This is a genomic window from Flavobacterium pygoscelis (assembly GCF_023162025.1).
Classification (GTDB): Bacteria; Bacteroidota; Bacteroidia; order Flavobacteriales; family Flavobacteriaceae; genus Flavobacterium; species Flavobacterium pygoscelis.
The window spans coordinates 1-12,572 of sequence record NZ_JALNUB010000005.1; the positions used below are offsets into that span (position 1 = coordinate 1).

Below are 12,572 nucleotides of genomic sequence, written 5' to 3' on the forward strand. Positions count from 1 at the left end.
TATTGAGATTACAAAACGCACATCCCGGGATAGAGCAGTAGCCAGCTCGTCGAGATCATATCCGCCGCCGCGGACTAAACAAAGAAATCCACACACGTTACTATTTTTTTATTTTATTCTCTTTTTATGATGGAAGAATTTGTTGTTTATATCCTTTATTCTGAAAAATTCAATAAAAATTATACTGGTTTTACTTCCAATTTAATAGAAAGATTTAAATCTCATAATTTTCTTGGGACAAAAGGTCATACTTTAAAATTCAGACCTTGGAAAGTTATTTATGTTGAATTTTTCCCTTCTAAAGCCGAAGCAATGAAAAGAGAAAAGTATTTAAAAACTGGAATTGGAAGAGAATTTATTAAAAATTTAATCCACAACTAATAACCTAATTAACTCCCATTATTGAGATTGAGCAAAGATTCTAATAAACTTTATTCCTCAAAGCTAATTATATCAAGCTACTACAAGAAATAAAACATTTTTTAAAGTTTTTAGTTGCAATTCTCGAATTTAGATGTACCTTTGCACCCACATCGCGGGATAGAGCAGTAGGCAGCTCGTCGGGCTCATAACCCGAAGGTCACAGGTTCGAGTCCTGTTCCCGCTACTAAGTAGCCTTATTGAGATTACAAAACGCACATCGCGGGATAGAGCAGTAGGCAGCTCGTCGGGCTCATAACCCGAAGGTCACAGGTTCGAGTCCTGTTCCCGCTACTAAGAAAAAGCTTCAGAGAAATCTGAAGTTTTTTTGTTTATATTACTTTTAAAATTAAACTTCCTCCAAATTTAATTTGATTTAAATTACTTAATTTAGATTGTCAGTGCGAAGTCAGGAGACATTCGCAAAGCGTTTCATAATAACACGTGGGAGAGCTGGGGAAGATAGGTCCAAAATTCTAATTATTTTTTTACATACTAGTGGATACTGGATAATCTAGGTACATAACTTACCTTTTTGTTATACTTCCTCTTTCTTAATAAGCACTGTTTACTTTAAGAAGCTAAATAAACTTTCCTTATTTTTTAAATATTAGAAAATATATTATTAGAAAAATTAAAATGTAAAAAATGAAGGGTCATGGTTAACCTTCCAAGCATTAGATAGTTTAGGAAACAATTCCTTTTCACCAGATATAGTTTTCCAATTCATAATTTTTTCTCTAATTTCTAACTCTACTTTACCATAAACAAATTCTTTTTGTTGGCTAATATGTGTAATTTTAATTTTGGCTTTACCAGATTTTAGCTGACCATTTATAGAAAGGGCAACGGGGTAGGATTTATTATTTGGATAGTACGTTCCTGTAATTTTTCCATCATCTAAATTAGTTTCAATAACAAAAGATAAATATGGTAAAGGCTGTGGATTTATAATATCTCCTTCTGAACCCCATGCTCCATTGAAAAACTCCCTTTTCTTAACTTGCTTTTTCTTAAAAACACCGTAAATAAAATACAAACCAGTACAAATTGCCGAAATTAAAGCAATTAGCATTGCTACAAAACTTATATAATCGGACTTAGAAAATGAATCTTTACTCACTTCTAAACCATTTAATCGTCTTTCCGTTTCTTTTGCTGTGTATGTTGTATACTTTACAAATTCACTATCTGATTTTCTTGCTTTTTCTAAAACAATTATTCTATTTTGTAAATTTAAAACGAGAGAATCTTTATTGTCCATTTTATTTATTATTTCTTGATATTCTTTCTAATTTTAAATGCTTATAATTTATCAACATAAGATGTTTTTTATAAAGATAATCGCAAACATAAACAATCTTATAAAAATCATTGATAAAAGCTTTAGATTTTTCAAGATTTCCTGCTGATAGAAAAGCCTCAGAGAAATCTATAACTTTTTTTATGGTTCAAGCTAAAAATTAAAAAAGCTCAAGAGACTTCTAAAAATTCACAATTTATAAGAAACCAAAAAAAAATGCGCAAAGTCCACAGAGACATTTGCGCAGTTTTTATGAGAAGACTTGAATAAAGAATATTACCAAATTGTTATTCTATCTTTTTTCGGCAAAAACATTTTATCTCCAGCTTGCACATTAAATGCTTCGTAAAAAGGAGTAGTATTCATTAAAGGACCATTAACACGCCAATTTGGTGGAGAATGAGGATTATTGTTAATCCACAAACGCAGGAACTCGTCTTTCATTTTTACTCTCCATATTTTCGCAATAGAAATAAAGAAGCGCTGGTCTGGAGTAAAACCATCAATTTTTGTATTTCCTTGTCCTTCTTCAGTCATTTTAAAAGCATCATAAGCAACTGCTATTCCAGCAATATCTGCCGTATTTTCGCCAACTGTCATTGCACCATTAATATGTAAATCGCCTAAAACGGTATAAGTACTATACAAATTGATAACCTGTTGTATTCTTGCCTTAAACTGAGCATAATCCTCTTTTGTCCACCAGTTTTTTAAGTTACCATTCTTGTCATATTGAGCACCTTGATCATCAAAAGTATGGGTTATTTCGTGACCTATAACCATTCCAATACCTCCGTAGTTAAGCGCATCATCTGCATTATTATCAAAATATGGGGGTTGTAAAATACCTGCAGGAAAAACAATTTCATTTGCAGTAGGGTTATTATAGGCCGTAACTGTTGGAACTGTAGTAAACCATTCTGATTTATCGACTGCTTTGCCCAATTTTGCCAATTGAAATTGATTTGCAACTGAAGCCGCCGAAACCATATTCTCAAAATAAGTATTTCTAGCTATGTTTACTTTGCTATAGTCTTTCCATTTATCAGGATATCCTATTTTCTTAGTAATGGCAAACAATTTTTCCTTAGCTTTTTGCTTCGTACTTTGACTCATCCATTCTAATTTATCAATCCTTTTGGCATACGCTTTTTGGAGATTATTCACGAGGACTAACATTCGTTTTTTAGCATCTTCTGAAAAATATTTCTTTACATACAATTCACCCAACGCTTCACCTAAGTAATTGTCAACGACATTAGCCATTTTTTCTCCACGTTTTTTTTGAACAGCTTGACCCGAAAGCACTTTAGTATATTCAAATGAAGCATCTACAAAAGGTTTACTTAAATCATCTGAATATCTTTCTATAGCATTTGCTTTTAAGTAAATTTTCCAATTAGTAATGGGTATGGTTTTTAATAACTTATTAAGGTTATCATAATAGGCAGGTTGACCTACATTAATAGAATCGGTTTTTGCACCTAAATTGTTTAAAAAAGTAGTCCAGCCAATATTGGGATGTCTTTTTACAAGATCTGTGACAGCCATTTTATTATAATTTGCTTGCACATCTCGAAGTTCCACTTTTGTTTTATGCGAAACGGCGAGTTGTTTGTCGATGTCATAAACCAAATTAGCATTCTTTTTAGCCTCTATAGCATTACTACCTGTTTGTTGAAATAATGTAGAAAGGTATTTTTTGTACGCTTCCTGTATGGCAACAGTTGATGAATCTGATTTAAAATAATAGTCCCTGTCAGGCAAACCGATACCCGTTTGATAGATTTGGGCTATGTTCATACTACTATTTTTTTCATCGGGTGACACACCAAAACCTATAATAGAAGAATTGTCTACTTTTACTTGATCAACTACAAAGTTCATTAAAGACGGTAAATCACTAATTGCATCAATTTTGGCAAGTAAAGGCTTGATAGGTGTATAACCGCGTTTTTCAATCGTTACTGTATCCATACCTGATGCATAAAAATCTCCAACCTTCTGCGCTATACTTCCTGCTGAATTCTTGCTTTGCGAAATACTATCCAATATTCCTTGCAGACGCATTCGTTGTGGGTAATTCATAAACATATAGGTACCAACTCCGGATTGAGATGCAGGTATCTTTACAGAATCATACCATTTTCCATTTACATATTTAAAGAAATCATCACCAGGTCGCAATGTGGAATCTATTCCAGTGATAGCACTATTTTTTTTTCCTTGCTGTTTTGAGCACGCTGTAAAAGCTAAGAATGCAATGAAGAGAAGTAATGAATTTTTCATAATCTAGATTATTTCTATTAAAGTGTACTAAAAACGCTTGAAGGCTGATATTTTAAAATGTTTATGCTTAGCATAGCTAATTTTAGCAGAACAATATACGAATTCAGTTTTTAATTCTAAAGTTTTTTGTTAGAATGCTTCCCATTTACTTCAGATAAATCTGAGGCTTTTTATTTGTATTTATTTAAAAAAAAATTTCATCGATTATTATTACTAATGTGGAGTAATCATAAACTCACAAAGCTTCATAAATACTGAAAGAAACCCTTCGAAAAGTTCCAATTCTGTAATAATACAAAAAAAGATCAAACATTATTAAATGTTTGATCTTTTTTGGATACTTAAATATAAGCAATTTAATCTTGTAAATTATAGGGATAATTAGTGACCGTCAAATTCTCTGCGGTTATAAAAAGCATCATTATCACTGTCAGAATCATCGCGAGACTTCTCATCAGGATAATAGGAATCAAATACTTTTTTTTCATAGTTCCTGTCAAAATTTTGCTCTCGATTATATCGTGTTGTTTTTCTAAAAGTATTATAATCTATACTATTAGCCATGACAATTTTTGTGTCTTTATTTATGGTTACAGATCCAATAGGTATAATAATATGGCTATCTCCATCCTTATACATAAATTCATTTACACTTTCGTTTGTTATAGCTTCATGAACTTCATTTTTACTGTCTTCTATTAATCCTTTATCGACATTGACATCTAAATAAACTACGCGTTGCATATCTTTATTTACCCATAGATTGTCGACTTTACCAATAGTGCGGTTATCTGCATCTACAATTTTCCAACCTCTTACGTCCGAATAGTCTGAAGACACTTTATAATCAGAAAGTTCATCTAGTCGGTATAAATTTTTAACTTTATTTTCCATATCTCTTTATTTTTAATAGTATCAATTTATTTATTCTCTAAATCTTTTTACAGAAATTAATATGCAATCATTACTCTGTTGATAATTTCAGAGAACCTTTTCTGCCTCTTTTCTTTAGCATAATACAAGTAAAGCAGCTATTAATTAACTATAAAATTTCACACTATATAGAGTGATTTATTTCCACAACTTTCCTAATTAATTTGCTGTAGTATCTACACTTGTAGTGTTTTCGATCACTGTTGTGTTTTGAACCTGAGTTCCATTATCTTTCAAAAAGATGAAATATACAAGCGCTGCTATTAACACTATTGCTATAACCCACGGCCATATCGGCTTCTTTTTCTCAATTTTAATTTCTGCCATAACTAATTTTTTATAATTATTAATATTCAACTTTTATTTAAACTAAAGGTACAAATGAGTATGAATTACTAAGTATTTAATTTCAACTATAAATTACATAATTCCCAGCAACCTAAAAATTAACTATTTAATATATTTTTGGAAAATTAAAGGTGAGAATCAAAAATTATCATCAAAGTTATTTTAATCTTAAACAAAGATTGAAATTAAAAACCCATATAAAATAACATACCAACTATGAGTTTACAAGGTTGAATTACAAAAAAATAGCCACAGATTAAATTAATTTTCACAGATTAAATCTTTTTAATCATATTAAGCTGCGGCTAAAAATTTTAAACCCAAAGAAAGATGCACTTAAAGCACATCGTTTTAAACTCAATTTATTGCCTATAAACACTCTTAAATCAATCAATTTTTATTCACCAAATAAAATTATGCGCACAAAATCAAAAGATTCTCGTAAAGCAATTCATAGGAACTTTTTTAAAACAACAGAAATAAACAAGTCGTAAAAGTTATTTAAATCGAAATCTCTTTTACTTTTACCAAATGTTAGAAATTCTTTACCAAGACGAATATATTATAGCCATTAATAAACCCAGTGGATTGCTGGTTCACAAATCATTTTATGCACGCGATGCTAAAGTGTACGCCATTCAAGAATTGAGAAATCAAATTGGAGGGCAACACGTATATCCTATTCATCGTTTAGACCGCAAAACATCTGGTGTCTTGTTATTTGCTTTAGATAAAGAGGTTTTAAAAATTATGAATGATAGTTTTGCCACGCGTGAAGTCGAAAAAAAATATTTAGCCATTTTACGCGGTTGGTCACCTGAAGAACTAACAATTGATTATGACTTAACCAACGACGATGACATTACACAAAATGCAGTAACCTACTTTCATCGTTTACAAAATACTGAAATTGCTTTAGAATTTAATAACAAACCAACTTCACGCTATTGTTTGGTAGAAGCGATTCCAGAAACGGGACGCATGCATCAATTGCGAAAACATTTCAAGCATATTTTTCATCCCATTTTAGGAAGTCGTCCTCATGGTTGTAACAAACAGAATAAATTATGGTTGGAGAATTATGAATTAAAAGGAATGATGCTTCATGCACATCAGTTAATTTTTAATCATCCTATAAAAAACGAACAAATTATCTTGAATGCCAAGATTAATGAAGAGTTTAGTAGAGTAGGAACCATTTTAAATCTAGATTTAAGTCAGTATCAATAGAATCATAATTTTTAGGTGTTTTTCATATTGTATTGTTTAAAACTCACGCCAAAATACTAATATTACTGAAAATTGATTCAATATCTATTCCCCAAAAATTAAAAAAAGTAACTTATAAATAGTGTCTTTTTTATTCCATGCAATTCCTCAAAATAATCTGCATTATTACATTTTTCTAAAAAATATACAGAAGAGAACAACAATCATTATTTAATTTAAAACGAAACAGCCTGATAAGTAAGAAAAGTTTATCTACTTTTGCCTTCGCAATGGTTTACCTATACTTTTCGGTATAGCTAACTAAGAGGGAATCAGGTGTAAATCCTGAACAAGCCCGTTACTGTAAGTTCCATGCAACATTTTGACAGATTTCTTTTAATAGTAAATCTTAACTTTTGCCACTGTTTTATCTGCATGATATAATGGGAAGGCGGTTCAAAATGGGAACAAGTCAGGAGACCTACCACTGTAAATAAATTGAAGCTTTCGCGGACCAGAGCTTTCAAACACAAAAATTCAGAATCATATTTGATTTTAATGAATTCAATTACATCTATTTTTTTTAAATAGCCACATTGTTATGCACTTATGTAAATTAAGATTGTATCGTCTGTTACATGGTGGATTATTGTTGTTCGTATGGATTATATTTTCTAATCCAGTCCTTGCACAAAATAATCTTCCTGTACCTAAAAAAGAATCTGATTCTTTAAAACCACATCCTTTGAGTGAGGTGATACTGTATTTAAATAAGCGAGAATTTAAAATCGAATCGCCTATGCCAGTTCAAATTTTATCCGGCAAGCAATTAGAAAAACTAAATAGCCTTTCTGTTGCTGATGCTATTCGATATTTTTCCGGTGTTCAACTTAAAGATTATGGCGGTATTGGCGGATTAAAAACAATCAATGTTCGCAGTTTAGGGAGTGCACATACGGCGGTTTTTTATGATGGAATGACAGTAGGTAATGCGCAAAACGGACAAGTAGATTTGGGCAAATATTCCCTTGATAATATAGAAGCCATAGAATTATATAACGGACAAAAATCCTCTATTTTTCAACCAGCGAGAGGTTTTTTTGCCTCTAACACACTCTTTCTTAGATCGAAAACACCAGAATTTAAAAAGGATAAAAATACAAATGTGCGTACTGCATTAAAAACAGGCTCGTTTGGACTTTTTAACCCTTCTGTACTGCTAGAACAAAAGCTTTCTCAAAAAACCTCTTTTACTACGAGTGTAGAATGGACAAAAGCAGATGGACATTATAAATACCGTTATCAAAAAAAAGCCGGTTATGACACAACAGCTGTAAGACAAAATGGCGACGTTGCAGCCTTTAGGGGGGAAATTTCATTCAACTCAAAGATTAGCGAAACAGCAAAAGCAAGCTTGAAAGCCTACTTTTATAACTCAGAACGAGGATTACCTGGGGCGATTGTAGCTAATAACTACGACCATATTCAGAGACAATGGGATAGTAATTTTTTTATTCATGGCTCTTATCAAAACTCATTTTCGGATGCATATGATTTACTAGCCAATGTGAAATTTAGCAAAGACTTTAGTCGTTATCTGGATCCAGACTACAAAACGCTAGAAGGTGCTTTAGACAACAAATACTATCAAAATGAATTTTATGCCTCAATTGTAAATCTGTACAAGATAAATAAATGGTGGAAAATAGCGCTAGCAACTGATTTTTCAATTAACACTTTAGAGGCTAATTTATATCGTTTCCCCTATCCTACCCGATATTCCTATCTCGGTGCTTTATCCAGTGAGATGCATTGGAATCGTCTAGACATTCAAGCCAGTCTTTTGGATGCTTATGTAGATGAGCAAGTCAAATATTATCAACAAGGAAAAAATCAGAATGTATTTTGTCCGGTACTCTCCGCTTCCTATCAACCCTTAGAAAATAAGAATTTCAGAGTGCGTGCTTTTTATAAGGAATCTTTTAGAATGCCAACTTTCAATGACTTGTATTATACTTTCATTGGTAACAGTTCCTTGAAACCAGAATTCACAACACAGTATAATTTTGGAACCACTTATTTGCTTGAGCCTAGAAAATTTTTACAAACTGCCTCTTTTCAAGCTGATGTTTATTACAATCGTGTAAAGGATAAAATAATTGCTATGCCATCTTCTAATTTATTTCGATGGACAATGATGAATTTAGGAGAAGTTGAAATCAAGGGATTAGACATCAATTTTAATATGATTTTCAAACTACCTGCAGAAATAGCACTAGATCTAGGCCTCTCTTACACTTATCAAATCGCAAGGGACATTACTCCAAAAGGTAGCACCTACGGAGACCAAATTCCTTATATACCAAAAAATAGTGGAACACTAACCTCCAGCATTAACTGGAAAAAATGGCAACTAAATTATAGTTTTATTTATACTGGTGAACGCTACAGTCAGAAAGCAAATATACCAGTAAACTATGTTCAACCATGGTACACCAGTGATATGGCTGTAATTTGGGATACTAGAATTTTAAAAAAACGTATAAAAATTGGAGCTGAAGTAAACAATTTAATGAATCAATATTATGATGTAGTCTTAAATTTTCCGATGCCTGGACGAAATTATCGATTAAACCTCGCTATTAATTTTTAAAAAAACAACCTAAAAAGTCAAATTATGAAAACAACAAAAAAAAATTTAATTCTTCTGATAGTCGTAATAAGCAGTTTTACTTCTTGTCAAGGTGATGATCCTATAATTAAAGAAGAAATAGTAGAACTTCCTTCACAAACACCGACAGCGGTTGAGGGTTTCTATCTTTTGAACGAAGGAAACATGAGTTCTAATAAAGCTTCATTAGATTATTATGATTACAAAACAGGAGTTTATAAACGAAACATTTACAGTCAAGCCAATCCAGAAGCTACGTTAGGGTTAGGAGATGTAGGAAATGACATTGCTGTTTATGGTAGTAAAATTTATGCCGTTATAAACAACTCAAATAAGGTTGAAGTGATGGACGCAAAAACTACAAAGCGTCTAAAGGTTATTGATATAAAGAACGGACGTTACGTGACTTTTGGTAACGGAAAAGTATATGTGAGCTCTTATGATGGCGAAATAGGTTTAGATAACAACACTCCAAATGGTTTTGTTGCTGAGATTGACACGACCTCACTAAACATCGGCAGAACAGTAAAAGTAGGCCGACAACCGGAAGGATTAGCCGTAGTGGGACAGAAACTATATGTTGCTAATTCTGGAGGATACAATCCTACTAATTATGAGAGAACCGTATCTGTAATTGATTTAAAAACATTTACAAAGACAAAAGATATTGATGTGGCTATTAACTTAAATCGTCTAAAAGTAGATAGTGATGGGGATATTTATGTAAGTTCTCGTGGAGATTATTATTCTATTGCCTCCAAATTATTTGTGATTGATACAAAAACTGATTTAGTAAAAAAAACATTTGACATTGCCTGCGCAAATTTATGGATTGCCGGAGATCAAGCCTATGTAATTGGTTCAGAATTTAACTACACTACTTTCGAGAATGTAATTACTTACTCGCTCATAAACACAAAAACAGAAACCCTTTTACCGCAATCTTTTTTACCAAAATCTGTTAGCGATTTAATAACAACTCCCTACGGAATTGCGGTAGATCCAATATCATTTAACATTTATATCACCGATGCAGGAGATTATGTGTCTCCAGGAAAATTATACTGTCTTGATAAAGATGGAAACACAAAATTTACGGTGACTACCGGTGACATTCCAGCTCATATTGCTTTCAAACAAAAATTCAAATAACAATTAATAACCCTTTAAGTAATTCTAAAAATGAAAAAAATTCTATTTGCTTTGTCCCTAATCTTTACGTTGGCTGCTTGCTCTGATGACGAAATAGCCTCACCAGAAATTGAAATCACAACACCTAGTGGTGGTTTTGCAGTTGATAAAATGCAATGGCTAAGAATCGCACCGGAATTAAAAAACGCCGACAACGCAACATATACTTGGTCTCTAGATGGTAAAGAAATTGCAAACACAGTCAATTTACTTTATACTTTTTCAGAAGCTGGATCTCATAACCTAGTTTTTAAAGTAAAAAATGAAGGTGCAGAAACCTCCAAAACTTTTACAATAACGGTAAACGAAAAAAGCTATTTTAATAAAATAACTCGTGTATTTGATTATTTACCTGCACCTGGACAATCCATTAACAAACTTCCTACTGCAACTGCTAACGACACTGATGAAACCATGCGTCTTGCAGCGGAAACAAAATTAACAGCGAATAATATGATTAGTCTTGGTGGTTTTGGTGGATATGTAACTTTTGGTTTTGACCATACCATAATCAATAAAGAAGGAAATGATTTTATTGTTCTAGGAAATGCTTTTGAAAATAATGCAGAACCAGGCATTATTATGGTTTCTTACGATGCAAACGGAAACGGTAAAGCTGACGATGAATGGTATGAAATTGCCGGTTCAGAATACAACAAACCGACCACGATAAAAAACTATGAAATCACCTATTACAAACCAGAAAGTGAGCCAGTAAGCCCAACTGAACTTAATTACATCAAATGGACAGATAATCAAAACCAAACTGGATACATTTCTAAAAACCAATACAACAAGCAAAGTTATTACCCTTTATGGAAAGGTGCGACAGTGACATTCAAAGGAACTTTTTTAAAATCTAATTTAGAGAAAAAGTCATTTTGGGTTACTCCTGCTTACGAATGGGGATATGCGGATAACTGGTCAAATATGGATGAGAAAGCTCAAATTGATATTAGTTGGGCTGTTGATAAAAATGGAAAACCTGTAAAATTAGCTGCAATTGACTTTATTAAAGTATATAGCTCTAATCGTGCAGAAAACAGTTCAACTGGAGAAGTTTCAACAGAAGTTTCTGGATTTACTGATTTAAATTTAAAATAAATTTCACTCTATATCAAATAAAAAAAGCTTCAGAAAAACTGAAGCTTTTCTTATATATTAAAATAAAGTAATTAATTATAACTTTTGAAACGTTTCAAATTAAAGTGAAATGATTAAATAAAAAAACCTGTAGCAAATGAGCCAACAGGTTTTAACTAAGTTCACTAAAAACGATACTAAACCAACAAACAATTATTAAATTATAATGTAATTCTTAATCTTCTGATACAATAGCAGTATTTCTATCGGCTTTAACATTTAATAATACAGCAAGTCCCTGATCATTAAGCATAGTCATATTTAGAGTGTCTAAAAGAGCTAAATCTTTAGAAACAAAACCTTTAAACCTATTGTAAGAAATATTCATTTCTTTTAATTTATTTAATTTTTCTAATTCTAGTGGTACGCCACCATTCATTTTATTATCAAACAAGCTGAAATTTTCAAGTGCAACTAAATTTTTAACATCTTTGCTTAATTCACCTACGAAGTTATTACTATTTAGAAGCAAGGTTTTAATGCTTGTAATCGCATAAAGTGAATTGGGAATGTATCCTTCAATTTGATTGTTAAATAATGAAAGTGTTTCTAAATTTCTTAGGTTACCAATATTTTCAGGAAGTTGTCCTGAAAGTCCATTCATATACAATTGCAAATCCTTTAAATTAGATAATTCGCATATTGAAGTAGGAATTTCACCTAAAAACTTATTAAAAGACAAATCTAAAACTCTCAATTCTTTTAATTTTCCAATAAAAGTAGGTATGGTTCCTGAAATTTGATTTTTATGTAAATCTAAAACCTCAAGGTTAACCAAATTTACAATCTCAACTGGAAGTGCACCAACTAAGTTATTGTTTTCTAAATGAATCGCAACCACTTTATCATTTTGTACTGTAACACCATTCCAACTAGAAACTGGTGATGACAAATCCCACGTTGTCTTCCATTGTTTTCCATTTGTAGATTCATACAATTTTATCAATGCATTTTGCTCTGCAGGAGACACCTTAGCAAACATTGAAAAGGAAAATAATGCGATTAATAATAAGCTGTATAGTTTTTTCATGATCTTGATGTTTTCTTTAACACATTTAAAAATAA

Annotated in this window: 10 protein-coding genes, 2 tRNA genes and 1 riboswitch; of the genes, 7 read left to right on the forward strand and 5 right to left on the reverse strand. The window is 31.7% G+C overall.

Annotation, left to right across the window (positions count from 1 at the left end; all coding sequences use genetic code 11):
• Positions 1-126 precede the first annotated feature (126 nt).
• The 3 genes from MW871_RS08795 (at position 127) to MW871_RS08805 (ending at position 714) form a co-directional block, all read left to right on the forward strand.
• Positions 127-381, forward strand: coding sequence for a GIY-YIG nuclease family protein (locus MW871_RS08795; RefSeq protein ID WP_248428289.1), 255 nt, complete (start codon positions 127-129; stop codon positions 379-381).
• 153 nt (positions 382-534) lie between these two features.
• Positions 535-607 (forward strand) — tRNA-Met (locus tag MW871_RS08800).
• Positions 608-641: 34 nt separating this feature from the next.
• Positions 642-714: transfer RNA gene (locus MW871_RS08805), tRNA-Met, on the forward strand.
• Between the two features lie 340 nt (positions 715-1,054).
• Here MW871_RS08805 and MW871_RS08810 read toward each other — a convergent pair.
• The 4 genes from MW871_RS08810 to MW871_RS08825 all read right to left on the reverse strand — a co-directional run bounded on the left by MW871_RS08810 (position 1,055) and on the right by MW871_RS08825 (position 5,272).
• Positions 1,055-1,684, reverse strand: a complete 630-nt coding sequence (locus MW871_RS08810) for a hypothetical protein (protein WP_248428290.1) — start codon at positions 1,682-1,684, stop codon at positions 1,055-1,057.
• 315 nt (positions 1,685-1,999) lie between these two features.
• Positions 2,000-4,012 (reverse strand): M13 family metallopeptidase, encoded by a 2,013-nt coding sequence (locus MW871_RS08815; RefSeq protein WP_248428291.1) that lies wholly within the window; start codon positions 4,010-4,012, stop codon positions 2,000-2,002.
• Between the two features lie 381 nt (positions 4,013-4,393).
• A complete protein-coding gene (locus MW871_RS08820) occupies positions 4,394-4,906 on the reverse strand; it encodes a PRC-barrel domain-containing protein (protein WP_188048717.1) in 513 nt (170 codons plus the stop codon).
• Between the two features lie 198 nt (positions 4,907-5,104).
• Complete coding sequence (locus MW871_RS08825; protein WP_188048718.1) at positions 5,105-5,272, reverse strand: hypothetical protein; 168 nt, start codon at positions 5,270-5,272, stop codon at positions 5,105-5,107.
• Between the two features lie 552 nt (positions 5,273-5,824).
• Here MW871_RS08825 and MW871_RS08830 point away from each other — a divergent pair.
• The 4 genes from MW871_RS08830 to MW871_RS08845 all read left to right on the forward strand — a co-directional run bounded on the left by MW871_RS08830 (position 5,825) and on the right by MW871_RS08845 (position 11,468).
• The gene (locus MW871_RS08830; RefSeq protein WP_248428292.1) at positions 5,825-6,523 is read left to right on the forward strand and encodes a pseudouridine synthase; all 699 of its coding nucleotides are present in this window, start codon (positions 5,825-5,827) and stop codon (positions 6,521-6,523) included.
• 253 nt (positions 6,524-6,776) lie between these two features.
• Positions 6,777-7,005: riboswitch (cobalamin riboswitch) on the forward strand.
• Between the two features lie 98 nt (positions 7,006-7,103).
• Positions 7,104-9,155 carry a TonB-dependent receptor plug domain-containing protein gene (locus MW871_RS08835; RefSeq protein ID WP_248428293.1) on the forward strand — a complete coding sequence of 684 codons (2,052 nt, stop codon included), beginning with the start codon at positions 7,104-7,106 and terminating at the stop codon, positions 9,153-9,155.
• A gap of 24 nt (positions 9,156-9,179) precedes the next feature.
• Complete coding sequence (locus MW871_RS08840; RefSeq protein WP_248428294.1) at positions 9,180-10,325, forward strand: YncE family protein; 1,146 nt, start codon at positions 9,180-9,182, stop codon at positions 10,323-10,325.
• 30 nt (positions 10,326-10,355) lie between these two features.
• A complete protein-coding gene (locus tag MW871_RS08845; RefSeq protein ID WP_248428295.1) occupies positions 10,356-11,468 on the forward strand; it encodes a PKD-like domain-containing protein in 1,113 nt (370 codons plus the stop codon).
• Positions 11,469-11,682: 214 nt separating this feature from the next.
• On the opposite strand, the gene MW871_RS08850 is transcribed toward MW871_RS08845, so the two are convergent.
• The gene (locus MW871_RS08850) at positions 11,683-12,537 is read right to left on the reverse strand and encodes a leucine-rich repeat domain-containing protein (RefSeq protein WP_188048723.1); all 855 of its coding nucleotides are present in this window, start codon (positions 12,535-12,537) and stop codon (positions 11,683-11,685) included.
• Positions 12,538-12,572 lie beyond the last annotated feature (35 nt).

What these genes read in the sequence shown, in the direction of transcription:
- MW871_RS08795 (WP_248428289.1), top strand. Translation starts at nt 127, where the DNA reads ATGATGGAAGAATTTGTTGTTTATATCCTTTATTCTGAAAAATTCAAT.
- MW871_RS08810 (WP_248428290.1), bottom strand. Translation starts at nt 1,684, where the DNA reads ATGGACAATAAAGATTCTCTCGTTTTAAATTTACAAAATAGAATAATT.
- MW871_RS08815 (WP_248428291.1), bottom strand. Translation starts at nt 4,012, where the DNA reads ATGAAAAATTCATTACTTCTCTTCATTGCATTCTTAGCTTTTACAGCG.
- MW871_RS08820 (WP_188048717.1), bottom strand. Translation starts at nt 4,906, where the DNA reads ATGGAAAATAAAGTTAAAAATTTATACCGACTAGATGAACTTTCTGAT.
- MW871_RS08825 (WP_188048718.1), bottom strand. Translation starts at nt 5,272, where the DNA reads ATGGCAGAAATTAAAATTGAGAAAAAGAAGCCGATATGGCCGTGGGTT.
- MW871_RS08830 (WP_248428292.1), top strand. Translation starts at nt 5,825, where the DNA reads ATGTTAGAAATTCTTTACCAAGACGAATATATTATAGCCATTAATAAA.
- MW871_RS08835 (WP_248428293.1), top strand. Translation starts at nt 7,104, where the DNA reads ATGCACTTATGTAAATTAAGATTGTATCGTCTGTTACATGGTGGATTA.
- MW871_RS08840 (WP_248428294.1), top strand. Translation starts at nt 9,180, where the DNA reads ATGAAAACAACAAAAAAAAATTTAATTCTTCTGATAGTCGTAATAAGC.
- MW871_RS08845 (WP_248428295.1), top strand. Translation starts at nt 10,356, where the DNA reads ATGAAAAAAATTCTATTTGCTTTGTCCCTAATCTTTACGTTGGCTGCT.
- MW871_RS08850 (WP_188048723.1), bottom strand. Translation starts at nt 12,537, where the DNA reads ATGAAAAAACTATACAGCTTATTATTAATCGCATTATTTTCCTTTTCA.